General features: G+C 59.2%; 24 protein-coding genes and 1 pseudogene. 1 reads left to right on the top strand and 24 read right to left on the bottom strand.

Annotated features, from left to right (window positions below):
- Positions 1 to 64: 64 nt before the first annotated feature.
- From rpoS to surE, 4 genes are all read right to left on the bottom strand, one after another.
- Complete coding sequence (gene rpoS, locus ABI171_RS12295) at positions 65 to 1,096, bottom strand: RNA polymerase sigma factor RpoS (RefSeq protein ID WP_348092838.1); 1,032 nt, start codon at positions 1,094 to 1,096, stop codon at positions 65 to 67.
- Entirely contained in the window at positions 1,097 to 2,083 is a 987-nt protein-coding gene (locus ABI171_RS12290) for a peptidoglycan DD-metalloendopeptidase family protein (RefSeq protein ID WP_348092837.1), read from the bottom strand.
- A 109-nt stretch (positions 2,084 to 2,192) separates the two neighbouring features.
- Entirely contained in the window at positions 2,193 to 3,092 is a 900-nt protein-coding gene (locus ABI171_RS12285; RefSeq protein WP_348092836.1) for a protein-L-isoaspartate(D-aspartate) O-methyltransferase, read from the bottom strand.
- On the bottom strand, positions 3,089 to 3,826 hold the full coding sequence (surE, locus tag ABI171_RS12280; RefSeq protein ID WP_348092835.1) for a 5'/3'-nucleotidase SurE: 738 nt from the start codon (positions 3,824 to 3,826) through the stop codon (positions 3,089 to 3,091). The genes ABI171_RS12285 and surE overlap by 4 nt, the downstream gene beginning before the upstream one ends.
- Before the next feature lie 251 nt (positions 3,827 to 4,077).
- On the opposite strand from surE, the gene ABI171_RS12275 reads away from it, so the two are divergent.
- Positions 4,078 to 4,602, top strand: coding sequence for a polyhydroxyalkanoate granule-associated phasin (locus ABI171_RS12275; RefSeq protein WP_348092834.1), 525 nt, complete (start codon positions 4,078 to 4,080; stop codon positions 4,600 to 4,602).
- A 331-nt stretch (positions 4,603 to 4,933) separates the two neighbouring features.
- Here the strand turns inward: ABI171_RS12275 and ABI171_RS12270 are convergent.
- The 20 genes and pseudogenes from ABI171_RS12270 to ABI171_RS12175 all read right to left on the bottom strand — a co-directional run.
- Positions 4,934 to 6,586, bottom strand: a pseudogene (locus ABI171_RS12270) (type VI secretion system Vgr family protein); the annotation flags it as partial.
- A gap of 236 nt (positions 6,587 to 6,822) precedes the next feature.
- Complete coding sequence (locus ABI171_RS12265) at positions 6,823 to 7,524, bottom strand: 4'-phosphopantetheinyl transferase superfamily protein (RefSeq protein ID WP_348092833.1); 702 nt, start codon at positions 7,522 to 7,524, stop codon at positions 6,823 to 6,825.
- An 8-nt stretch (positions 7,525 to 7,532) separates the two neighbouring features.
- On the bottom strand, positions 7,533 to 8,786 hold the full coding sequence (locus ABI171_RS12260) for a beta-ketoacyl-ACP synthase (protein ID WP_348092832.1): 1,254 nt from the start codon (positions 8,784 to 8,786) through the stop codon (positions 7,533 to 7,535).
- On the bottom strand, positions 8,783 to 9,559 hold the full coding sequence (gene fabG / locus ABI171_RS12255; protein WP_348092831.1) for a 3-oxoacyl-ACP reductase FabG: 777 nt from the start codon (positions 9,557 to 9,559) through the stop codon (positions 8,783 to 8,785). Before fabG ends, ABI171_RS12260 begins: the two co-directional genes overlap by 4 nt.
- A complete protein-coding gene (locus ABI171_RS12250) occupies positions 9,556 to 10,035 on the bottom strand; it encodes a hotdog family protein (RefSeq protein WP_348092830.1) in 480 nt (159 codons plus the stop codon). The genes fabG and ABI171_RS12250 overlap by 4 nt, the downstream gene beginning before the upstream one ends.
- A complete protein-coding gene (locus tag ABI171_RS12245) occupies positions 10,032 to 11,207 on the bottom strand; it encodes a beta-ketoacyl-ACP synthase (RefSeq protein WP_348092829.1) in 1,176 nt (391 codons plus the stop codon). The genes ABI171_RS12250 and ABI171_RS12245 overlap by 4 nt, the downstream gene beginning before the upstream one ends.
- A 2-nt stretch (positions 11,208 to 11,209) precedes the next feature.
- Positions 11,210 to 11,815 carry a DUF3261 domain-containing protein gene (locus ABI171_RS12240; protein ID WP_348092828.1) on the bottom strand — a complete coding sequence of 202 codons (606 nt, stop codon included), beginning with the start codon at positions 11,813 to 11,815 and terminating at the stop codon, positions 11,210 to 11,212.
- The gene (locus ABI171_RS12235) at positions 11,806 to 13,038 is read right to left on the bottom strand and encodes an FAD-dependent oxidoreductase (RefSeq protein WP_348092827.1); all 1,233 of its coding nucleotides are present in this window, start codon (positions 13,036 to 13,038) and stop codon (positions 11,806 to 11,808) included. Before ABI171_RS12235 ends, ABI171_RS12240 begins: the two co-directional genes overlap by 10 nt.
- Complete coding sequence (locus ABI171_RS12230) at positions 13,038 to 15,407, bottom strand: MMPL family transporter (protein ID WP_348092972.1); 2,370 nt, start codon at positions 15,405 to 15,407, stop codon at positions 13,038 to 13,040. Before ABI171_RS12230 ends, ABI171_RS12235 begins: the two co-directional genes overlap by 1 nt.
- Positions 15,408 to 15,468: 61 nt before the next feature.
- On the bottom strand, positions 15,469 to 16,074 hold the full coding sequence (locus ABI171_RS12225) for an outer membrane lipoprotein carrier protein LolA (protein ID WP_348092971.1): 606 nt from the start codon (positions 16,072 to 16,074) through the stop codon (positions 15,469 to 15,471).
- Complete coding sequence (locus ABI171_RS12220; protein ID WP_348092826.1) at positions 16,074 to 16,514, bottom strand: acyl-CoA thioesterase; 441 nt, start codon at positions 16,512 to 16,514, stop codon at positions 16,074 to 16,076. Before ABI171_RS12220 ends, ABI171_RS12225 begins: the two co-directional genes overlap by 1 nt.
- Before the next feature lie 5 nt (positions 16,515 to 16,519).
- On the bottom strand, positions 16,520 to 18,109 hold the full coding sequence (locus tag ABI171_RS12215) for an aromatic amino acid ammonia-lyase (protein ID WP_348092825.1): 1,590 nt from the start codon (positions 18,107 to 18,109) through the stop codon (positions 16,520 to 16,522).
- Positions 18,096 to 19,067 (bottom strand): acyltransferase, encoded by a 972-nt coding sequence (locus tag ABI171_RS12210; protein WP_348092824.1) that lies wholly within the window; start codon positions 19,065 to 19,067, stop codon positions 18,096 to 18,098. The genes ABI171_RS12215 and ABI171_RS12210 overlap by 14 nt, the downstream gene beginning before the upstream one ends.
- Positions 19,064 to 19,858 carry a glycosyltransferase family 2 protein gene (locus ABI171_RS12205; protein WP_348092823.1) on the bottom strand — a complete coding sequence of 265 codons (795 nt, stop codon included), beginning with the start codon at positions 19,856 to 19,858 and terminating at the stop codon, positions 19,064 to 19,066. Before ABI171_RS12205 ends, ABI171_RS12210 begins: the two co-directional genes overlap by 4 nt.
- Positions 19,845 to 21,635, bottom strand: coding sequence for an AMP-binding protein (locus ABI171_RS12200; RefSeq protein WP_348092822.1), 1,791 nt, complete (start codon positions 21,633 to 21,635; stop codon positions 19,845 to 19,847). The genes ABI171_RS12205 and ABI171_RS12200 overlap by 14 nt, the downstream gene beginning before the upstream one ends.
- Positions 21,628 to 22,233, bottom strand: a complete 606-nt coding sequence (locus ABI171_RS12195; protein ID WP_348092821.1) for a hypothetical protein — start codon at positions 22,231 to 22,233, stop codon at positions 21,628 to 21,630. The genes ABI171_RS12200 and ABI171_RS12195 overlap by 8 nt, the downstream gene beginning before the upstream one ends.
- A 23-nt stretch (positions 22,234 to 22,256) precedes the next feature.
- Positions 22,257 to 22,511 carry an acyl carrier protein gene (locus ABI171_RS12190; RefSeq protein ID WP_348092970.1) on the bottom strand — a complete coding sequence of 85 codons (255 nt, stop codon included), beginning with the start codon at positions 22,509 to 22,511 and terminating at the stop codon, positions 22,257 to 22,259.
- Between the two features lie 25 nt (positions 22,512 to 22,536).
- The gene (locus ABI171_RS12185) at positions 22,537 to 22,797 is read right to left on the bottom strand and encodes a phosphopantetheine-binding protein (protein WP_038489570.1); all 261 of its coding nucleotides are present in this window, start codon (positions 22,795 to 22,797) and stop codon (positions 22,537 to 22,539) included.
- Positions 22,784 to 23,563: a lysophospholipid acyltransferase family protein gene (locus ABI171_RS12180; RefSeq protein WP_348092820.1), complete on the bottom strand. Its 780-nt coding sequence runs from the start codon at positions 23,561 to 23,563 to the stop codon at positions 22,784 to 22,786. The genes ABI171_RS12185 and ABI171_RS12180 overlap by 14 nt, the downstream gene beginning before the upstream one ends.
- Positions 23,557 to 24,336 (bottom strand): beta-ketoacyl synthase chain length factor, encoded by a 780-nt coding sequence (locus ABI171_RS12175; protein WP_348092819.1) that lies wholly within the window; start codon positions 24,334 to 24,336, stop codon positions 23,557 to 23,559. The genes ABI171_RS12180 and ABI171_RS12175 overlap by 7 nt, the downstream gene beginning before the upstream one ends.
- Positions 24,337 to 24,623 lie beyond the last annotated feature (287 nt).

Genomic DNA, 24,623 nt, shown 5'->3' with positions numbered 1-24,623 from the left:
AAATAGCTCGAAATTATAGCCTCATGCGAGGCAACACAGATCAGGTTGGCAAGCTAAAACCTGCTTACAGGAACGAATCCTTGCCCACACCCTTGGCGCCCAGCAAGCGTTTCAGCTTGAGCAACGCCTCTTGCTGGATTTGCCGCACCCGCTCGCGCGTGACGCCGATTTCCGCAGCCAGCTCTTCCAGGGTGGACGGATCGTCATTATCCAGCCCGAAGCGACGCATGATCACATTGCGCTGCTTGTCGGTCAGCTTGTCCAGCCAGACCCGCACCAGGATCGAGGTTTCTTGCTGCTCGGCACGGGAATCGGGATTTTCTTCGGTAGCGCTAGGCAACAGATCCATCAGGCTGGCCAGCGGATCCTGGTCTAGCGGCGCATCCAGCGAGGCGGCATGTTCGGACAGCGCCAGCACGTCTTGCACGTCTTCCACCGGCCGGTCGACCAGATGCGCAATATCTTCGGCGCTGGCGTCCTTGCCATCGTGATGCTGGGCTTCCAGGTGATATTTGGCGCGCAGGATCTGGTTCAGCTCGCGCACCATATGGACCGGCAAGCGCACCGTGCGCGCCTGGTTCATGATGGCGCGCTCTATGCTCTGGCGTATCCACCAGGTCGCATAGGTAGAGAAACGGAAACCGCGCTCGGGCTCGAACTTGTCGATGGCCCGCATCAGGCCGAGATTGCCTTCCTCGATCAGATCAAGCAAAGCGACGCCTCGGTTGATGTAATGCTTGGCGATCGACACCACCAGCCGCAGGTTGTGTTCGATCATTTTCTGCCGGGCGTCGAAATTGCCCTGCTTCGCCAAGGTGGCGAAATGGACTTCTTCGGCCACTGTCAACAGCGGCCGCGTGCCGATCTGGTTCAGGTAGTGTTGGGTGGTGTCGGTGGACAGCTCGGCCGCCAACACCTTCTTCAGTTCCTCGACGCCATCAACCACCACCACGACGCCGTCAACCACCACCTCGTCATCGCTATCCCGCTCGGCGGCGACAGCATCGACGTCGTCGTCATCACGCCCATCATCGGCCAGTTGCTCCGATGAGACCTCATGCTCTTCGTCTTGATGATCTGCCGGCCGTTTGCTCATTTAGCGATTTGGTAGGAATTTCGATGGATCGACAGGTTTGCCTTGCTGGCGAATTTCGAAGTGCAACTTGACCACGTCGCTGTCCGAATTTCCCATCTCGGCAATTTTCTGGCCCTTGCTCACAGTCTGGCCTTCCTTCACCAGAATGGTCTTATTATGCGCGTAAGCGGACAACAAGTTATTAGTATGTTTGATGATAACCAAATTACCGTAGCCGCGGATACCGCTACCCGCATACATCACCTTGCCGCCAGCCGCAGCCACCACAGCCTGCCCTGATTTACCGGCAATATCGATACCTTTCTTGCCCTGATCGAAGGCGCCAACCTGCTTGCCTTCGGCCGGCCACATCCAGTCCACTTTATCTTCATCGCCCGACGACGCTGCCGCCGGCGGTGTTGCGGTGCCGGCGGCAGCTACGGCGGCGGCCGGAGCCACTATAGCCGGCACGGAGGCAGCTCTAGGAACATCTGAGAATGACGCGGCATCCGGCTTCTGCAATTCCGCCAACGCCGCATCGGAATACGGCCGTTTATCGCCACGCGGCCCGCTCTTGTTGACGCCATTGCCGCTGCCACTCGAGGCTGCCGATGGCGACGAGCCCAACGACCTTACTTCGACCCCCGAACCGGTTGCCACACTGCCGATCTGGGCACCGCCAGCCGTTCCAGAACCGCTATCTGGCGGCTGCACCCGCAACACTTGGCCGACCTTGATGTCGTTGGCGTTGTCCAGCTTGTTCCAGGCTACGATGTCACGATAACTCTGGCCGAATTCAAGGGCAATCCGGTACAAGGTATCGCCCTGCTTGACGGTGTAAGAACCGCGTCCGTCAGCCGCACGCGGCGTATCAGGTGTGGCTGCGCCGGTGGTGGCGACGCTGCCGCCGGAGCGGCGCTCGACGACCGGAGCGGGGGTACGCGGAGTGGTACATGCTGCCAGCGTACCGATCATTACTCCCAAAGCGATAAAGCGAGTTTTCTTCATTCTCATTACATTAAAATTAGTATGGCGACTTGGTCGCTGATTGTTCGTCAATTTATTCGTCAATATTTTTCGCCAGCTACAGTGCAATTACCGCGCCAACAGACAATTCTCAAGCCGTGCCGGCGCGCAAAGGCACAAAATGACAGTCTTCCAGTGTGGTGCTGGTCCAATCAAACTTACTGGTTCGCTGGATCAGCTGCAGTACTTGATGACGGGAACCGACCGGCGCCACCAGGCGGCCGCCGATCGTCATTTGATCCAATAACGCTTGCGGCACTTCAAGTCCCGCTGCCGCCAGAATGATACCGTCGAACGGCGCCACTTGCGGCAGCCCAAGCATACCATCTCCGTAATGCAAACGGATGTTGGCAATCCGCAGCGGGCGCAAGTTGCTGCGCGCCAGTTCATGCAGCGGCTTGATACGCTCGATCGAATACACTTCCTTAGCCACCAGCGACAGCACGGCCGCCTGATAACCGCAACCGGTGCCGATTTCCAGCACCCGGTTCAAGACCCCGCCGTGCTGGTTGTCGCGCATGATCTCTATCATGCGAGCGACGATATACGGTTGCGAAATGGTCTGATGATGGCCAATCGGCAAAGAAGCATCAATATAGGCCTGACTCGACAAACCCGGCTCCATGAACATATGGCGCGGCACGGTCTCCATCGCCGCCAAGACTTTGACATCGCTCACACCTTGCTTGGCAACGCGCGCCACCATGGCCTTGCGCACGCCCTCGGAAACCATCGAACTGGAACGGTCGACATGACTGGCGGTCTGGCTCGCACGCGCCATCGGCATGCTTGCCGCCGGCTTCGGCGGCGATGAAGCCGGCGAAGCTCCCGATCCGGCGCCGGACCGAGGCGTGTTGCGGGAATTTTCCCAGGCAGCGTTCTTGGTCGCAGTCTGCGGCGTCGCCACGCTGCGGTTACTGCGGTCAGCGTTGGGTTTTTTATCGACTACCGATGACAGCGGCAACGGAAAACGCTTGGCCTTGTCGGTCATGACAAATCTTTCCTCAGCGCATCCAACTGAGCCGCGTGCGTCAAGTCTATTTGCAGAGGCGTAATCGAGACGTGGCCATTGGCCGTGGCATGGAAATCGGTGCCCTCGCCCGCATCGCGCGCGCCGCCCGGCGGCCCGATCCAGTAGATGTCGCGGCCATGTGGATCTTGCGCCTTGATCACCGATTCCGATTCATGCCGCTTGCCGAGCCGGGTCGCCTGCGCCGGCTTCAACTGAGCGTAAGGCAGGTTAGGAATATTCACATTCAACAGATAAGGCTGCGGCAAATTATCAAAGCGCCGCTCGACGATATCGCGCGCCACCATGGCCGCCGCTTCCAGCTCATCCCAGCCTTTGTGCAACTGCGAAAAAGCGATGGCAGGAATCCCGAACAGAAAGCCCTCGGTAGCCGCCGCCACGGTACCTGAATACAGTGTATCGTCGCCCATGTTCTGGCCCTGATTGATGCCGGAAACGATCAGGTCTGGACGAAAATTCAACAAGCCGGTTAACGCCACGTGAACGCAGTCGGATGGCGTGCCGTTAATGAAATAGAAACCGTTTTCGGCGCGCTGGACAGATAAAGGACGATCCAGCGTTAATGAATTGGAAGAGCCGGAACGATTGCTGTCCGGGGCTACCACGACGATTTCGGCAATCGGCGCCAGCGCGTTTGCCAGGGCAATGATACCCGGCGCCAAGTAGCCATCGTCGTTACTGATCAGAATTTTCATACTGGGATTTTACCTGAAGCAATGTTACTGATTTATGAAGATTTGGGAAATTTAACGAACTGCACGAGAGAGACACTTTTCACAGTGTATTAGTTGCTTTTCATATACCAAAACAACGCAATTGCAAAATTATGTTGCGCCGCCGCATAAAATCCACAATGCTTGAATAAAAACAGGTATTGTTAGCGCTATCAAGACTACTCGGATGAGCACACCGGTGTTTGCCGTCGTCAGACCACCAAGGAGTCACCATGAAATCGTATCGCATCCGCAACCCTATCACCGCCAGCCCGGATAGTTCAAGCAACCCCGCCGCCTCCATCAGCGCATGGGCCGACCTGATGTTCAAGGCAGGAGAAATGATGAGCGCGTCGGCCCAGGTAATCGGCCACCGCACCGCACGCATGGCAATGGCCGGCCCCGCGCCAAGCCAGCGCGACCGCAATGAATTCAATCTGATGAGCCAGGAAAAAATCGAAGCGATCACCGAATCCGCCCACGCAATGGCAATCCGGATGATGAGCATGCACCAGGAAACCGCCCGCCTGGCGATCCAGCAAATGCTGAACGGCACCGCCAACCTGATGTCGGTCGCCAGCAGCAACAGCTTGCACCAGTCGGGACATCGCCAAAGCAAACTGGCGCATGACACCATGCTCGATTCTGCTGAGGCAGTCTCGCAGTTCAATACTTCGCTGGCGAATATTGCGCAGACGGGGTTGCAGCCGCTTCATGCACGGGCCACTGCGAATGCTAAGCGGCTGAAGAAACTTTGAGGGCCGGTAGTCGGCAAGAGGGGTATCTCGGCTGTTTATTCATCGCAGATGAGTGACGCAGCTTGAGGATTCTCTCTTTTATACACTACCTGCAAGACCGGATCAAACACTGCTTGGTCAGATGCAATAATTATCGAAAGAATCAAGCATGCCGCCAATACGGCTGGCAACCAATGGTTATGAGTGAAGTTTTTCAACTGGAGCTTCATTTCAGAGGCATGTTGGGAGCAATCCAGCGCTTCCAGCCGGACTGTTGAATTGATTGAAGCAAAGCGTAAAATTTAAGCCGGGCATCGCCATGTAGTACATTGTTCCTAGGAGGCACTGCATCGTCCTCGATGCGCGTGATGCTGCCGAGGCTGAGCTGGCTGCTTTGGTGGTCGCTCTTTAGCTGCGCCTGGATCTTGGAATTGGTGTCGTCCAGGATCAAATGATTTGACCGCCCGCCGGCGCGGTTGCCGCCGTTCGGCGTCAGTTCGCGGCTGCGGATGCCCATCAGCGATTGCTGGGTCGCCAGTTTCCAGGGCGGCATGTTGCGCTGGTTGTAGACGCTGCCTGTGATGATGGGCCGGTCGGGATTACCGTCCAGCCATTGGAGAATCACTTCAGCTCCCACCCGGGGGATTGCCGCTGCACCGAGCTCGCTGCCGGCCCAGCTGGAGGCAACCCTTACAAAGGCTGAGCTCTTCTCATCGTTGTTACCGATGCGGTCCCAGTGGATCTGGACCTTGATGCGGCCATATTCATCCGTGAAAATACTATCCGGACCCGATGGTCCGACCACGGTGGCGGTTTGCGGGCCGAGGATACGGGTGAGATGTGAATGGTACTGGCGGCCAGGATGCCAAGGAATGGTTTTGCGGAGGCAGGTAAAACTGTTGCTGTAGTCGGCCTTCTCGCTGGCTTGCTGCAGATAATTATTGGTAGCGACGTGGCGCACTTCGAGGATCAGGAACTCGCTCTTGGCGGCGTCGTCACGGCCGCCGAAGGGGTTGTAGGCGAAGTGGTTGATCAAGCGGAACCAGCGGCCTGGCAGCAGTGAGCGGTTCTTGCCTTTGGCTTCGAAGTGCTTGCCGGCGGCTTCGATTTCTTCCATGCGCAGCCGCGACAATTTGTCTGCGTCCTACGTGTTCTTGACGCCGTAGGCGCCGGCATATTCGTAGGATTCGACGTTGAGAACGCTACTGCCTTGCACGTTCAACGTGGGTACGCCGGCAGTGATCGGAATGGGACTCTTGAAATTGAAACCGCCCAGGGTGACGCTGCTCGGTACGATCTCGCGTACTGGTGAAAACTCACCGATACCATCTTCCTCTGTTGCGCCGCCATGGCGCTGGAAGCGGATTTCCGGGCCGTTGTCGATCGCTGCGGCTTGCGTCGTGTCGTCGGTCAGGATCAGTTTGTGGCCCTTCTCGGCGTGCTCGTACCAGTACGACCAGCCGATGGCTTCCCAGCGTCTATGGAGATAATTATGGTCCGACTCATCGAACTGGAAAGTGTCGGTCATTGGTAAATCTTCACCGCGTACCTGGACGTCCCAGTCGGGCAGCGTCGAATAGTCGGCGAAGATCAGCTCGGACTGTTCGCGCAGGGTCTTGCCGTGGAAAATGTAGTTATCCCTGCGCAGGCGCAGATAGCGTACCCAGGGACCCAGCTCGGCGTGGTAAAACGCAACGCCACCATCGGTCTTGGCAAGGCGGAACTCGAAGCAATAGCCTGTGAAGTAACGCAGGCTGCCGTCGGCCCGCACCAGTTCCACGCACAGCAGCTTGCCTTGCAGGTCTTTCAATGAAATCTTTGTGTCATCCGGTAGCAGTTCGACGGAAAACGAGAAGTCCCGCGACATGCTCTCGACGGCGTCCAGCTTGTTGACTAGCAGTGACGCTTGCGGACCGTCTCCATGCGGAAAAGATAAACGAAGGATCCGGTTGTTCTGGCGGCCGTTGATGAGGCCCTGCAAAGTCTGGATGGCATTGATGCTCATGCGGTTTTCCTATGACCACACAATATTTCACAGAAGAAATAAACAGTGTGATTTTAGCAAACCAATTCAAGACGGGCATGTTTATGTTGCATCGGCAAACGATATACAACGCCAACGACTTTCAGTTTGGGGGAAATACAGGTGGTGATGTTGAAAACTCAATAATATCGTTTATACAACGACACTGATGGCGGCGCAACGCCGGGGGCCAACTCTTTTACTACGCAGGAGCATATTTACGCTGCCAGCTGTTGTTGCCACATGGCCGGCGTGGGACCGGTCAGACAGATTTGTTCGACCGTAGTCAACGCTTTGCTGCTGCATAAGGAAATTGCGAAACCTTGCTGCGACCAGGTACACGCTTGCCAATCTGATCCTGACTGCAAACGCTCGCCGCCAGCCACCAGTTCGGGCAATGCGGCTTCACTAGCCTGATTGGAGATCAGTTTATACAGCGCCTCTTTGCTGCTCCACAAAGCATAAAAGGCTTCTATCCGATCGGCGGCAATACACCCCGATAGCCAGTCGCTCTCCGCCACAGAAAAAGCGCTGCGAGCGAGCGCCTCGACATCGCGCCCTGCATCCAGTGCCTCGATATCGATTCCCAGAGGCGTATCAGCGCTGGTTGCACACGCGATCCAGCCACGGCTATGGGACAAGCTGAAATGCGGGTTGACCACACAGCTATCTGGCAGTCGCACCAGCGGCGCATGGCCCTCGCGTTCGATGACCTGGACCGTCTCGAAGCCGATTCCGGCGAGGCGCGCAACCGTAAATCGCAGCAGGATCCGCCCCAGCAAAAACTCGCGCTGGCGCAGCGGCCGCACAAAGCGCCGGTAACGCAGCAGTTCAGCTTCACTCAGACAAGCAAGAAATCCATCGAAGTCAGCGTCGTCCAATGCATTCGCATCGAGCAGCCAGATGACAGCGGAGCGCATGAGCGAGATTAATCCAGGCGTTTGAAAATCAGCGAGGTATTGATACCGCCGAACGCAAAATTATTCGACATCACATATTCGCACTCCAGGCTGCGGCCCTGGTCGACAATGTAATCCAGCTCGGCGCACAGCGGATCCAGCTGCTTGAGGTTGATGGTCGGTGCGAACCAGCCGGAACGCATCATTTCGATGCTGACCCAAGCTTCCAACGCACCGCACGCACCCAGGGTGTGGCCGGTGTAGCTCTTCAGCGAACTGATCGCGGTTTGTTGATTGAATACTGCCGCCGTAGCGTGCGATTCAGCGATATCGCCTTGCTCGGTGCCGGTGCCGTGAGCGTTGATATAGCCGATGGCCGAGGCCGGCAGCCCGGCGTCCGCCAGCGCCAGCGTCATCGCTACTTGCATGGTGTCGGCGTTCGGATGAGTAACGTGGCAACCATCGCTGTTGGTGCCGAAGCCGACGATTTCGGCGTATATCCTGGCGCCTCTGGCGCGCGCATGCTCGAAATCTTCCAGGATCAATGTTCCGGCGCCCTCACCAATCACCAGGCCGTCGCGACTGCTGTCGAACGGGCTCGGCGTCATGGCCGGGGTGTCATTGCGGATGCTGGTAGCGAACAAGGTGTCGAACACGGCCGCTTCGGTGGCGCACAGTTCTTCAGCACCGCCGGCGACCATGACTTGCTGGCGGCCGCTGCGGATCGCTTCATAGGCATAACCGATGCCCTGGCTGCCGGAAGTGCAAGCACTAGAGGTGGTTATCACGCGGCCGGTAATGCCGAAAAACACACCGATGTTGACCGGCGCGGTGTGCGCCATCATCTTGATATAGGTGGTGGCGTTGATGCCGCGGGTGCTGCGTTCTTCCATCATGCGGCCGAAATCCCCGATTGCCGCCGGCGTGCCGGCGGAAGAGCCGTAGGCAACCCCGCAGACACCGCTTTTCAGCAAGGGATCGTCGATCAGGCCGGCATCGGCCAAGGCCAGTTCGCTGGCGCGGGTCGCCATCAGCGCCACGCGGCCCATGCTGCGGGTGGTCTTGCGGTTATAGCGCTCAGACAGGGAAAACTCGGCGGCCGGCGCACCCAGCTGGGTGTTCAAACCATCGTAGTCGGCCCACTCATGCATGCGTACGATGGCGTTGCGGTAACTGCCGAGATGGGCGCGGATGGCGTTCCAGTCGTTGCCGATCGGGCTGATGCCGGCCATGCCGGTGACTACCACCCGGCGTCCTGTCGTTGAGTACGTCGAATACGTCATGCCATGCCCCCATTCACCGAAATGACCTGGCGCGTAATATAGGCGGCATCAGGATGCAACAGGAAAGCCACGGTCGACGCCACTTCTTCCGGCTTGCCGACGCGACGCGCCGGAATCATCTTGAGCGCCTCGTCCAAAGGCACCTCATCGATCATGTCGGTTTCTATCAGCCCCGGCGCCACGCAGTTCACCGTGATGTTGCGCTTCGCCAGCTCTATCGCCAGCGCCTTCGTGGCGCCGATGATGCCGGCTTTGGCGGCGCTGTAGTTGACCTGGCCGCGATTGCCGATCAAGCCAGATACCGAAGCCAGGGTGACGATACGGCCAGGCGCACGACGCTGCACCAGCGGCATGACCAGCGGATTGAGTACATTGTAGAAGCCGTCCAGATTGGTCTTCAGCACCAGGTCCCAGTCTTCGCCCGGCATCGCCGGAAACGCATTGTCGCGGGCTACGCCGGCATTGCACACCACGCCGTAATAACAACCGTGCTGCTCGATGTCGGCCAGCAGGATATCGGCAGTGGCCTGGCGCTCGCCTATGTCGAATTGCAATACGCGCGCTTGCGCACCCAGCTCGCGCACGGTCTGTGCCACCGCATCGGCAGCCGCACGCTGATGATGGCAGTGCAAGACGATATCGTAGCCGTCGCGCGCAAGGCGCAAGGCGATGGCCTTGCCGATGCCGCGGCTGGATCCGGTAACCAGCACGGTTTTATTCAGCCGCACGGTTGGCGCGCCCGGCGCGGCGGCAATGTTCAGTTCCGACGTCATGCAGTACTTCCTTCTAGAAAAACAGCCGCATCAGCCGGCTGGAAAACGGTAATCGTGGCGCTGGCCAATGCCAATGCTTGCGCGCCGTCGCGGATGTGGCATTCGAACGATCCGATGCCATTGTCTGCTTGCAGCAGCTTTTTTACGTGCACCTGCAACACGCTGCCGATGGCGAACTCGGCGCAGGCGGCCTCGTAACGCCGGGTGCCCAGCAGAAAGCCGATCCTGACACCCTCCCCCCGTTGTTGCGCCGTATAGCCCGCATACGCTGCGATCGCCTGCGCCATGTATTCGACGCCGACCCAGGCGGGCATGCCGTGCTGTTGGCAAAACAGGCTGCCCGTGCGGATCGTCACCTCTGCTCGCAGCTCTTCGGCGCCGACTTCCAACAGGCGATCCAGCAACACCATCACGCCCGAATGCGGCAGGAAACTACGGATATCCAATTTGTCGAGCGCTATCAATTCACTCATCATTCTCGCTCCAATACCAGGCTGGCATTGGCGCCGCCAAAGGCAAAAGAATTGCTCAAAGCCGAGCGCAAGGGATGCCCCAGCCTGGCGCCAACCGCTTGCAGATTGAGCTGCGGCAGTTGCAGATCTCTGACGCCGTCCCACAAATGCGGCGGCAAATAGCCCTGCGGATTACTGTCCTGCATCGCCAGCCAGCACAAACCTGCTTCCACCGCACCGGCGGCGCCCAAGGCATGCCCGGTGAACGGCTTGGTCGAGCTGAGCGCCACCTGATCACCGAACAAGGCGGCAATCGCGCGCCCTTCCATAGCGTCGTTTTGCTGCGTGGCGGTGCCATGCAGGTTGACGTAATCACATTGACCCGGCTTCAAGCCGGCGCGCGCCAACGCCTGTTCCATGGCGATCCGGGCGCCGTTGCCCGACGGGTCCGGCGCTGAAATATGATAACCGTCCGAGGATTCGCCCCAACCGCGCAAACTGACCGTCGCCTCCGCCCCCGTCATCAAAAACAGCGCCGCGCCTTCGCCGATATTGATGCCATTGCGATTAGCGCTGAAAGGATTGCAACGGGCGGCGCTGACCGATTCCAGCGCGGCAAAACCGGCAATGGTAAACGCACACAAGGAATCGACGCCGCCGGTCAGCACCGCGTCGCAGATGCCCATCTTGAGCAAGCGCGCTGCGCTCGCCATCGCCTTGGCGCTGGAAGCGCAGGCGCTGGAGTGCACATACGACGGGCCGCTGACGCCCAGCTCAGTGGCCAGCATCGCCGTTGGCGACGCCATCTCCTGTTGGGCGTAACTGAAATCCGCCGGCAGTTCTCCGTTTACCAGGCGATAGCGAAATGCTGCCTCGGTCTGGGCAATCCCTGAAGTGCTGGTGCCAAGCACGATCGCCACCCGATTCGCGCCAAAACGCTGGATGGCGGCATCCACCTGCGGCCGGATCTGCGCCAGCGCAGCCAGCGCCAGCTGGTTATTGCGGCTGCGATGCTTGAGCGGCAGGCTCTCGATATCAGGTAGCAAAGACTCTACACAACCCAGCGCCAGTTCCCGCTCGGGCGAGTAACGGCGCGTCATGGCGACGCCGCTGTCGCCTGCAAACAGGCGCCGGCTGATCTCGGCATGGTTATCGCCGAGAGCACAGATCATGCCGAGTTGATTGAGATAAAACATGGTTATGGCGCCGTCGCTGGTACCGCATCAACAGCATCGCTGACGGATTCGATCGTCAGGCGATAGTGATAACGCAGGTTGTTCAACTCCATCTTGCCGCGCCATGGCGCACTCTTGCTATCCGAGCTGTAGGTGATGACCATTACCTGCTCGCCCTGTAGCGACAGGGTACGCGTCAAGCCTTGTTGCCGGATCTCCCAACCGGCCGGCAGCGCCTGGCGGATTGCCGCCAGCGGCCACAAGGTCAGCTGAGTGTCTTCCAGCACATCTTCAACCCGCACCTGGGACGGCAACATCGGATGGCGCCAGGATTGCAGAGTCTGGCCATCATAATGGATGGTCAGGACGCGCTGGCCGAACGCCAGCCCGACCATGTTGAATTGCTGCTGGTCGATTTCCAGCGCGGCATCCAGCTGATCGGTGCGGCCGTTGCGCTCAACCGTCAAATGCTGCTGCAAGCTGATATTGGCGCCAAGCGTCGCCGGCGCCAGTTTCAAACCGAGCCGGGCTGGCGCTTGCGGAGCCGGTGCGGTCGCGCAAGCGGCTATTGCCAGCACGCTCGACAACGCAGCCAGGCGCTGCCAGCGCGCAATCCGCTTCAGCTGCATATTTCCTCCAAGGTGTTCAGGCGGCGCTTGCTTTCCTTGACATACGGATTGCTCTCGTCCCAGGCATAGCCGGCCAGGATAGCGGCGATCATGCGGCGTACTTCAGGTTGCTGTTGTTGGTAGAAAATCACTTTCTGGAAACCGCCTGAATACCAGGATTCGACAAAGGTACGGAAAGCGTCGACGCCTTTTTTCAGCGGCACGGCATATTCGCGCTCCCAGTCGACGGCGTTGCCGGCAAACTGGCGTTGCAAGGCCGCTGCAGCCAGGCTGGCGGATTTGACGGCAATAGTTACGCCGGAAGAAAACACCGGGTCGAGGAATTCGCCGGCGTTGCCGAGCAAAGCGTAGCCTTTGCCCCAGAGCGCTTTGACGTTTGACGAATAACCGACGATCTGGCGCGCCGGCGTATCCCAGCGCGCATTCTTCAACAATTCGCGCGATGCCGGATCCTGCATTACCAGTTCCTGCAGACGCTCGGTTTCGCTACCTTTGAACTGCTCCAGGAACTTGGTTTCCGCCACCACACCGATAGAGCAACGGCCACCGGCAAACGGGATCAGCCAGTACCAGACATCGCAATGTTGCGGATGGACTGTGATGCGGATCTTGTTGCGGTCGAAGCCGGCACCGGCGATACCGTCTTCGATATGGGTGAAAATCGCGCCGCGCACTGGAAAATTCGACGGCATTTCCAGATCCAGCAGGCGCGGTAGCACACGGCCGAAGCCGCTGGCGTCCAGCACAAAACCGGCTTCCACAATGTATTCGCTGCCGTCGGCATGGCGCACCGTGACGCGCGGTGTTGCCGCTTCCTGGTCGAATGCAACGACGGTGTGCTGGTAACGCACTTCCGCGCCCTGGCGTTCGGCTTCATTCGCCAGCACCTGGTCGAAATGGGCGCGCTGGACCTGGTAGGTAGTTCCCCAGCCGGCGGAATGCTTGTCGCGAAAATCGAAGTCCGTGTAGCGATCGCCGCGGACAAACGCGGCGCCGTTCTTGTACTGGAAGCCGGCCTGCACTACCGCCTTCAGCATACCCGCTTCTTCCAGGTATTCCATGCTTTGCGGCAGCAGGCTTTCGCCGATGCTAAACCGTGGAAATTGCTCGCGCTCCAGCACCAGCACTTGCCGGCCTTGCTTCAACAACAATGCTGCCGCTACCGCCCCTGCTGGACCGGCGCCGATCACCAGAACATCGCACTGCTCAACTCTTGCATTCATTATTCTTTTTCTTCCTGTGGATAATCCTGGCTAAAACATGGGGCGATCAGCCAAACGACCGCAATTCCGATCAACATCGTGAATCCGAAGGCATGCAGCGGCGGGGTTCCCGACAACGCCAGTAAACCGAATGACAACAAGGCACTGGCAGCCGACAAGCCGACCGTCAGCCAGGCGAAGCGGTCGCGCTGCATGCTTTGTTCTTGTAGAAAAATGCCGTAGTCGACACCGAGGCCAAGAATCAGCATCAGCGCCAGTACGTGAAATAGCTGTAAAGGCTGGCCGATGATGCCCAGCAAAGCCAGGGTGGCGATGCTGGCCACCGCCGGCGGCGTCAGGACGCGCCAGGCGGCGAACCGGTAACGCGCAAACAGCAGCAGATAGATCGCGGCATAGGCGCCCAGCAAGACCCAGCCCATGTATTGCCGATAGCGTCCCAGCACTGAGGAAATTTCACTGACTTTGTCGACCCACTGCACACCATCCAGCAGCTCGCCAGCCTGCTTCAAAATCGGCAAGTTGGCGTAACTGTTGACGCCACGCAGAGCAACAATGCTGGCGTACACGCTGCCTTGCGGGCTATCCACCTTGCCCAGCCAGAGATGACGCGACGGTTCACTGGCGGCAGTTTTAAGAAATTCGTCAGGCGTCAGAGCGTGCCCGCCGTTGGCGCTGGCGTTGGCAGCGCTGCCGAGAGCACGCTCGCGCATCTGTTGGATCCAGCTATCGTCCTCGCCCAATTGCGTTGCCAGCGCTTTCAACGGCCCGTCCGCAGACAGCAATGCCTTGGTCACCAACCCGCGATTCGCCTCTTGCGCCTGTTTCGATGGCGTCCAGTTAGACATCGCCTGATAGCCGCTGATGATATGGCTGGCTACCAGCGGCTCGAGTTTTTGCTTGAGCGTTTCTTCGCGCTGCAATACCTGCTCTGCGCTGGCGCCGCGCACCAGGTAGAACTGCACCGGGGTCGGCGCATCGAGCAATTTTCCGAGCTTGATCTGATCCGCCAGCAGCGCCTTCGGCGGCGTTTGCAACGAGCGGATATCGTCGTTGGTTTTCAAGCGGACGATGCCGGTCAGCGCAAATGCACCGAATAGCAGAACCGCCAGCAATGTGGCGCGATTCCATTTCAGCAATGGCCAGTGGCGGCGAGTACGGCCAAACCAGGCAGCGAAGCTGGAACTGTTCAAGGTCGACGCACTCAACAACGAAGGGAACCAGAAAATGACTGTGAGCCAGGCAAACAGCAGGCCGATCACGGAAAATAGCGCCATTTGCCGCAAGCCGGGGAACGGCGTCAGTGCCAGGCCGATATAGCCGATCACCGCCGCCGCCAAGGTCAGTATCAAGCCTGGCATCAGCCGTCGTAGCAATTGCCATGAATCCAGCTTGCGGTCGGCCGCAACTCTGCTGCATAGAAAGTAGATGCCATAGTCCTGCGCCACGCCGATCAGACTGGCGCCGAACACCAAAGTCAGCAGATGCACTTGGCCGAACATCAGCCAGCACAGGGAAAACGCCGCCAGGCAACCGACCGAGATCGACAGCATGATCAAGCCTATCGGCCGCAGCGAACGGAAAGTCAGCCACATCAGCAGGATAATGCCCAGCAACGAACCGATGCCGATGGTCGACATTTCACGGCTGGCCTGGGCGCTGCCGGCTCCCGCATGCAAGACCACGCCGGCGCTGACCAGCTCGACCGCCGGCACCGCCTGGCGGGCGGCTGCGCCGGCCTGTTCCAGCAAAGGCAATACGGCGCGCTGGGTCGACATCGAAAACGCCGGCTGGCGCAAGGTCATCAGCAGCACGATATAAGGGCGGCCTTTGTCTTCGACGAACAGATAGCCGTCGCGCGGACGCACCGGGGTTTCCTGCGCGCGCGCCTGCACCCAACCGCTGAACAAACCGAACGGATCGTCTTGCCAGGCGCCCAGCTTGGGTCCCGAAAACGGACTGTAAAGCTGCTGCAAAGCGGTATCGCTCCAGTACTTGGACGGCTGCTCGCGCAGCGCGGTCTGTTGCGCCGGCGTCAGCAAGCTGAGACGCATCTGTTGCGACGGCGCCAGCCAGTCTTGCTGGCTTTGCTCCGACAATTGCATGCCGGTCTGCAGCAACGCCGGATGCTTGGCCAGCACGGCGTTGTAGGCATCGGCTGCACTGCGGGCATGTTCCCAGTCATCGGCGCCGACCAGTACGATCAGGCGTTGCTGGGCAGCGTCGACCATATGAGTAAACGCCTGCTGCAGCACCGGATCGCGCTGCTCCACCGGCAATAGCGCCAGGATGTCGGTATCCGGCACCACGCCCTTGACTAGCCACAGATAGCCGTCATGCGCCAGCAGCAGGCCCACCGCCAGCACCCACATCAGCGCCAGGCGTTTGGGCCAGCTGTGCCAGCTGTATTTCGCGCTCGTACCTGGGCTGGAATTACTCAAGCGCGGCACCTTCTTCCGCCGTCATTGCCTGGTCGCCGCTTTGCAGATTGGAAAAGGTGATTTCCGTACGGTCGCCGCTGGCTTCGCTGATGGTAACTGTCTTCACGTAGGCGCCGCCGGTCAAAGCCAACGTCCCGATCGCCTTGGCCAGCGCCGGCTGGCGCGCTTTCAGCGCCACGTTCCAGCTATTACCCTGGATACTGCCATCCAGTTCAAACAGGGTTTCCAGTTGGCTCAGATCGCCGGCAAGCAATGAAAACAGCACGCCGTTGATCATCCTCACCACCGGTTCCTGCTTGGCATCCATGCGCATGGCGACCCGGTCGCCTTGCATCTGCACGATTTCATCGCGCTTCAAGCGCAGGGTATTGGGAAAAGGCTGCAAGGTACGCCACAGGACGCCCTTTCCATTCACTACGCAAAAACGGCCGTTCGACAGCAGCGGCTTCCTGATGCCGACCAGTTGCTTGCTTTGATCGAAACGACCGCACAGGACCGGCGGTTTCGCCAGCATCGACTGGATTTTCTCTACCGGCCCGGCGGCGTGGGCAGACATTGCCGCGCAAGCCAGGAGAGCGGCAGTGAGGATACGTTTCATCATATTGGTTCAATTCCTAATTTTTGAAATAGCACTGGCGGCGAGGCAAAGCACATCTCGCGCGTCGCGATGTCCACCGCAACCTGGGTGGTAGTGCCGCGAGTCAGGCGCTGGCCGCTGGCGCTGTCGGTAATCACGTATTCGATCCTGAGACGGTTTTCCCATTCGATGATGGCGGCGCGAATCTTGATGCACTGGCCGAAGGTCGCCGGATGTGCATAACGCAAATGCAAATCGATGATCGGCCAGCTGTAGCCGGACGCCAGCATCTGCGGATAGTTATAGTGAATCGTATCCAGCAGCGCGCAACGGGCCACTTCCAGATACTTGACGTAATTGCCATGCCAGACGATTTCCATCGGATCGAGATCGTAGAACTGCACTTGCAATTCCAGTTCGACCGACCAGCGGCTGCGTGGCTTGTCATTGAATGTAGTCATGGTCTTTATTGGTACAACTGCCAGTGCTGCAGGCGAATCCGCTCCAGCAGCAAACGCAGGTCTGGCTCCAGCATGCGGTCCTCCTGTACTACGGCAATGTCGGCCGCCAGCAGTTCCATCATCTGCTGCAGATTCTGTTGCGGCTGCGCTGCGCCGTCCTGCCGGCTTCGCAACCAGACGCCCTGGCGCACGCTGATCAGCAATGCGGCCACCACCTGCTCGGTCAACTGCAGCACGCGCAGGCAATCACGGGCGGCGATGGTGCCCATGCTGACCTTGTCCTGGTTATGGCATTCGGTGGAACGGGAAAATACGGATGCCGGCATGGTCTGCTTGAGCGCTTCGGCGGTCCAGGCGGAGGAACTGATCTGCAACGCCTTCAAGCCATGATTGATGCTGGCGCGCGCGCCGTCGGCGCCGGACAGGTTGGCCGGCAAGCCGTGGTTGTAGCGGCTGTCGACCAGCAAGGCCATCTGGCGGTCAAGCAGGTCGGCGATGTTGGCCACTGCATTTTTCATGCTATCCATGACGAAGGCGATGTGTCCGCCATAGAAATGGCCGCCGTGCAGCACGCGCTCGTTTTCAGCATCGATGATCGGATTGTCGTTGGCGCTGTTCAACTCGTTTTCAATCGATGTGCGCATCCACGGCAAGGCATCCGCCAACACGCCGATCACATGCGGTGCGCAGCGAATCGAATAACGGTCTTGCAGGCGCTTCTGGTTGCGCGGGGCGTCGTCAGTCGGCAGATCCTGGCGCAACCACGCCGCCACCTGTTGCTGGCCGGCGTGCGGTTTGACGGCAAACAGCGTCTCGTCAAAATGATGGGCATTGCCATCCAGCGCAAAGCTGGCCATTGCCGTGATGCGGGTGGCGATGCGTACCAGATATTCCGCACGGTCGTAGGCCAGGCAAGCGAGAGCGGTCATCACTGCGGTGCCGTTCATGATTGCCAGGCCTTCTTTCGGACGCAGGCGCAGCGGCGTGATGCCGGCTGTAGCCAACGCTTCCGCAGCAGCTATCTTGACGCCGTCGCGCCAGACCTCACGCTCACCGCATAACACCGCCGCCAGATAGGACAATGGCGTCAGGTCGCCGCTGGCGCCGACCGAACCTTCCGAGGGAATCAGCGGCAGCAGATCTTCCTTCAGCAGGCGCGTAATCTGCTCCAGCAAACCGACGCTGACGCCGGAATAGCCTTTGCTGAGCGACGCCAGCCGCGTCGCCATGATGGCGCGCGTTTGCGGCGGGCTGAACAACTCGCCCAGGCCGCAGCCGTGATAGGCGTACAAATGATGCGGCAACTCGGGAATCAGTTCGGCGGGGACATTGACGGTGCAAGAATCGCCATAGCCGGTGGTGACGCCGTAAATGGTGCCGTCTTCGCTTAGCAGCCGATCCAGAAAATCGGCGCCGCGGCTGATCGCGGCACGAAAAGCCGGCTGCTCGGACAAAGTCACCTGCGCGGCGCCTGAAGCGATGTCGACGATATCTTCAATCGTCAGGCGGCCCTGGTCGAAACAAACGGTGCGGCGCTGGTCTGCAGCCAACGGCTGCTCAGGGGCGGACAAGTCTTTCAGTTCAGCGAGATGCATCTTTGTACCCAGATAAATGCCAGAAATCGTAAAAATTGAACCATTGCAGCGGAGCTCTCAGGCAAAAGTGCTCCAGCCTTGCCGCATAGGCGGCAGCCAGGTCATTGAGGATTTGGTCGCGATCCTTGCGCGGCAGCCGGATCGTTTCTCGAAACAGTTCGAAATGGCACTCGGAATGGCCATTCTTGGTCATGGAAAACAGCAAATAGACCGGGCACTGGAGCAAGCTCGCCAGCACGTAGGGGCCGACCGGAAATGCGGCGGTTTGCCCGAGAAAGGAAGCGCGCGCGACCCTCGGTGTGGCCGACACCGGAATGCGGTCGCCGGCGATGGCGACAAATTCGCCACGCTCGACCTTTTCCGCCAGGATCATCGCGGTGGCCGGCGTCATCTCGCTGACCTGCATCAGGTTAAGCTGGCTGTCCGGATCGAGCTTCGCGAGCAGGCGATTGAATGCCTGTGCATGTTTGGTATGCACCAGCACCGTGATCCGCAGCGCCTTGCGCTGGCGCGACAGTACCCGGCACAGCTCCAGATTGCCCAGATGCGCGCAGATCAGCAAACCGCCGCGCTGCGCCTGGATATTCTCCAGCATCTGTTCGCGGCCGAAGGACACGACATCGGCGGTCTTGAACATCCCCCCCCACAGCAGCATCTTGTCGAGAATATTTTCAGCGAAAGAAGAAAAATGCTGGAATACTCCACGCAAGCCTGGCCGAATCCGGTTGACCCTGCCGACCACGGGGTCGAACGCGCACAAACGCTGCAAGTAAGTCATCGACGCTTGCCGCGCCGCCGGCTTGCTTAGCAAATACCAGCCCAGCACCGGATACAAAGCGAGGCGAAACGGCCAGCGGCCGGCGATGCGGTAAATCCAGAACAGCAACCGCATGCCGCCGACAAAGCTGGCTTCATTGATCTGCGCCCAGTGATGCTGTTGTGGCTGATCCGTGCTCATGCCGCGCCTCGTTTGGGCAGCAAGCGGCGCGCCAGCAAACGCGGGGCGCGCCACAGCATGCCGAAGAACAGCGTTGCGTGCAGGCGTGAAATCAGCAGGTTGTCGAGGCCGGCGCGAAAATGCGAAATGCCATCCATCGGATAGGCGACCCTGGTCGGCAAGTTGACGATAGAGACGCCATCCCAATACAGACGCACCAATACTTCGATATCGAAATTCATCCGTTCGCCCAGTTTTTTACGCTCCACCAGACGGATCAAGGACGGCAAGGGGTAGACCCGGAAGCCGCACATGGAATCCTTGATATCCAGCGACAAGGTATTAATCCAGACCCAGACATGCGTCAGATAGCGCGCATACAACCGCAAGGAAGGCACGCTGTCGTCGTATTGCGGGCAGCCGGCGATCAGGCTTTGCGGCCGGGCGGCGGCCTGCTGCAGGAAACGGGGAATATCGTCGGTGCAATGCTGGCCATCGGCGTCGATCTGCAGCGCATGGCTGAAGCCGGCCTCGGCAGCATGACGGACGCCGGTCAGCACCGCCCCGCCCTTGCCGCGATTAACGGCATGTCGCAACAAGGTAATCCGGCCAGGATCAGCCGTTGCCAGGGCATCAAGCACCGCCGCGCAAGAGGCGGAACTGGCATCGTCCACCAGCACGCAAGGCAGGTCGCGCGCCAGCACCGCGGCCACCACGGCGCCGATGGCGTGCTCATGGTTATAAACCGGGATCACTGCGCACGGCTTGAATTTGCTTGTGGTAGAGGTAACGCCTGATTCAGTCAACTGCATGGCCGGCTCCAAAAATAATTCGACCACTGGCATGCTGTCCGGCAGCGGAGACCATGCGAAACGTCAGGTTGTTTTTTTGCTGATCGTGCAACAACTCCAGCTGCACCACCATGCCAGGCGTAATCACGCGCTGGAACTTCAATGCCTGCATCCCCATGAATTGCGGCGCCAGGGCGAAATATTCGCGACCGTAATTGATTGCCCAATCGACCTGCACCACACCGGGCAATATCGGCGCACCTTCGAAATGGCCGTCAAAGTACAAAAGATCGGACGGCACCGCCAACTCAAGCAGCACCCGATGCGGCTCTTGTTCGAGCACTTGCCGCAGCGGCCTGGTGGGACGCGCCGCCAGATCGACTGGCGCCGACGGCTCCTGCGGCTCAAGCAATGCCAGCAAGCCTGCCCGGGTGGTCTTGCCTTGGGCATTGAGCGGCAGCGCATCCAGATAGCGCCAGCTACGCGGCAACGCAACCGGTTCGACCGCCTGCGCCATGCCGTCACGCAGCAAGCGATTCAACGTCAGTTTGCCCTGTGCCGACAACATCTGCCGGCCGGCGGCGGAAAGCACGACAAAGGCGGCGATCCGCTGCCTTTGCTGAGATTGAGACTGAGATTCCGATTGTTCCAGCAGCAAAACTCTTGCATCTGCCACCGGGGCCAGTGACTTCAATTGCCGCTCCAGCGCATCCAGGGAAATACGTTTTTCTTCAACCTTCACGATCCGGTCGACTCTTCCTTTCAGGCGAAAGCGTTGCAGATCGAGCGCCTGCACCTGATCGGCCATCGCGTACCACTCGGTATCAGGCAGATGCGGCGAGCGAATTTCCAGCAGTTCGTCGTTGGCCGCCACACGCCATGCGATCGCCGGCATCACCCGCCAGCTGTCATCGGCGCCGGCAAGTCGCTGACGCCAGGCGACGCCTCCGGTTTCCGAGCTGCCGTACACTTCTACCGGGACTGATCCCAGCAGGCGCCCTGCTTCGGCGGCAACCTCCGGCGGCAACGGTCCGCCGGATGAAAATATGCTGCGAATGGTGGAAAACGCTGGCGATGTCTGATGCGGCGACAATTCCGCCGGCAGCCGTTTCAGATGGGCCGGGCTGGAAACCAGTACCACAGGCCGGTCGCCAGGCTGCAGTTCTTCCAGAAAATTGGTTTGCTGCGCATGGATCGCGCGGCCCATGGTGATCGGCCATAGTACTTTGAACAGCAAGCCGTAAATATGCTGGTGCGATACCGTCGCAAAGATCTCAGCATCGCCGACCCTGTCGCCAAACAATTGTTCGAGCGAGGCGACTTCAGTAGCGAGCTGCGACAGGAATTTGGGGACGGCTTGCGGTTCGCCGGTGCTGCCGGAGGTATAGATCACCAGCCCGGGAAAATCAGGCGCCAGCGTTTTGAATCCATGTCCTGCCGGGATATTGTCTGTTGCAGCGACTGTCAATGGCGTGCAGTGGGCAGGGAATTCGCCCAGGTAACCATCCACCAGTGCGCCCAGATTGGCGCAAGTGGCCGGCAACACATCGCCCGGCAAATAAACAGTCTTGCCGGCCTGCCAGGCGCCGAACAGGATGCAGGCAAAGGTCGCGCTATCGCTTGAGTACAAGGCAAAGCGGGTTCCAGCGTGGCGTTCCAGCAAGCTGCGCCAGCCTTCGACTTGCGCCAGAAAATAAGCCAGGCTGAGCGGCCGGCCATCGCGCCAGGCGAATCGCCTCAACTGGTCGCGAGCGGGCAGCTGCTGCAACAGCGTCAGCAAATTACTGGAATCAGACATGCTGCCCGTCCTGTGGCAAGCCGGATTGAGCATCAAGCCGCCGATGATTCCGCCTGACCAGCACGCGCACCAGGTATTCGCCGGCAAACAGGCAACCCATCAGTACGTAGGCGACGACGCCGTTGTATAGCGACCAGACGGCGGCGGAGCAACACAACGCAGTAAACAAAGCCAAGCCGCCATTGATGACGAAAAAGCCGCACCATACTTGGGTAACCCGACGCGTGTAGGCGATCGCATAAACGGGCAAGTCAGGATCGGTCAGGCGTGCCATGCGCTCGATGATCGATGGCGGCGCGTACAAACTGTAGGAAAATACCGCCAGCATGCCGAGATTCACCAGCACCGGATACAGTTTCAACGGCAACAGCGCATTGTTCCAAATCGCCAGCGCCGCCAGCAGCAAGGCGCCTGCCAGCCACCAGCGACTGCTGCGCTTGAGCTTCAGGCTCGGCAAACGTGTGGCAGCCGCCAATACCAGCAGCAAGGCCAACAGGCGCGGCTCTACCCGGCCGTGACCGAGCCAGATCGCGAGCGGATAAAGCAAGGTGACAAGTACGCTCGCTGCGGTCGGTAAAAGGCGCCTGATATTGTGCATCCCGGGTCGTATCCTTGAACGCTTTACTTGCTGTCTTCGGCCAGCAAGGCGGCCAGCGCATCGACCACGTCTTGCACCGTGCGCACCGCCTTGAACACATCCGGCTGCAAACGCTTGCCGGTCAGCTGCTTGAGCTTGACCACCAGGTCGACAGCATCGATGCTATCGATATCCAGATCGGTATACAGATTGGCTTGCGGCGTCACCTTGTCCTTGTCAATCTCGAACATGTCATGCAACACATTCACCAGCCACAGGTAAATTTCTTCCTTGCTCATCGAATTGGTCAGCATCGTCACACCGTCATTTCTTTCTGTTACTGGCGATCATCGCAGCCAGCGTGCGCACCGAAGCGAAATGATTGCGGGTCTCGGCCGAATCCGCCGACAGCGAGATGCCGTAGCGTTTCTGGATCGCGACGCCGAGCTCCAGTGCATCGATCGAGTCGAGGCCGAGGCCGTCGACAAACAGCGGTGCGTCGCTGACGATGTCGGCCGGCGTAATATCTTCCAATTGCAGGACATCGATGATGACCTGCTTTACTTCTTCTTCAAGCTGCTGCATGGACTTGACTTTCTTTCCTAAAATAATCTTGCAGGTACACGGTCAAATGCCTGGCGGCCAATACTTCGCTACCCGATTTTGCAAGAAACGCCTGTACATCGATATCGTCTTTTACTTCAATGCTGAAATGCGCCGCGACCGGCGGCACTTGCCACCATTTGACGCCTTTGCCCAGGGTCGGGGGTAGACAACGGATCACCACCGGCGTCACATTCGACAGGCTGCGCACCGCGATATTGGCGGCGCCGCGCTTCAGATGAATCTGGCCGTCGCCGGCGGTGCGAGTGCCTTCCGGGAAAATGATCAGGTTGCTGCCGCGCCGTAAAGAGCTGATGCAATCTTCAATCAGGCCGCTGCCGTAATCGTTGCTGATATAGCCTGCGGCGCTGACCGGGCCGCGTGTAAACGGGTTATCCCACAGTCGGCCCTTGACGATGCAATCGGCGCGCTTGACGAAAGCCATCAAAAACACCGTGTCGATGAGGGTCGGATGATTAGCCAGGATCAGCAAGCCGCGCCGCTCCAGCCGCTCCAGCCCGCTGATATCGTAGTTCAGCACGCCGAGCCGGCGCATGAATCCGACAAAACCGCGAAACACCCAGCGGATCACGCGGCGCGCTATCAAAATGCGCAGCTGACGCTCCCAGATCAACAAATTTAGCACCGGAAACACTGTGGCCCGTAACAGCAGGCCGCCGAGCGCAAACACCACGAAACTGACCCCGGTCGCCAGCACCCGCCAGTAACGGTTCAAACGCTTCAGCACGATGCCTCCGCAAGGCGCTGCCAGCACCAGCGCTGGCCATCGGCGGCACGCACCAGCTGCGGCTCCTGGCGCAGATAAAAAGCCAACACTTCCAATCCTGCGGGCTGGCGATGGCGATGTGATTCCTGCGGCATGACGGCCATCTCGTCCTCAAGCTCGCCAGCCAAGGACAGCGCCATGACATCACCGGACTCCGTGGTGGCGGGCCGCAATAGCCAGGCCCAGGAAAAAGGCTGCTCCTGGCAATCTTCAAAATCCTGAAACAGTTCCGGCAACATGCCGTCATACACCACCAGCAGAACCTCAGGCGCGCCGTCAGCCAGCAAGCCGCAAGCTTCAATCACCGCATGCTCAACCCCGTGATGCCCGGCCGCCAGCGCCGCATGGCTGGCCTGATCCTGACGGGCGATCGAAAACAGGCCGGCAGCGGCATTGTGAACTGACAAGCTGAAAGAAGCGGGAGATAGAGGCTGCCCCTCTGCGAGATCGGCGAGCAGATCGATCGAACGCATGCATTCGCCATGGCGCGAACAGAATACGGTAGGTACGCCGACCCGGCCATCGAGACAGTGGTAGGCTGTCTCCAGCGCCATTTTGCCGAGAAAACCGGCGCGCCGGCGCAGCATCGCCGGCATCGCGGCAACCGCAGCTTCGCTATTGCCTGCGATGACGAACGGCTCGTCGGCCCATGCCTGCCATGCAGCGGCCGTAGCCAGCCCCGGCGCCCATGCCGCATGCGACGCAATTGAAAACCTCACTCCCGCGAGCCCCATTCATCACTCCCCGATACCCATTAATATGATTTTATTTTTGCCTGCAACCTAGGGAGCTGAATCGACGGCAATTTATCTAATTTGCGCGGCATTATAAACTATATGCCACAGAGAAATGTTGCCAACTGCGCACCATCGCGTTCTTTAACCATTGTTTGCAATTTTCCACGATCCGGCGCGTTTTTACGCCGAAATATACAGTAAGTTACAGTATGTTCGCGCACCACAATACCCAAAAAAACTCGCAAAACTGATCAATTATTATAAATAACCATTAATTTGACGAT

The sequence above is a fragment of the Collimonas sp. genome, from assembly GCF_039923675.1.
Taxonomy (GTDB): Bacteria; Pseudomonadota; Gammaproteobacteria; order Burkholderiales; family Burkholderiaceae_D; genus Collimonas.
The sequence above is the reverse complement of the archived record's forward strand: the minus strand, read 5'-3'. Positions and strand labels throughout refer to the sequence as shown.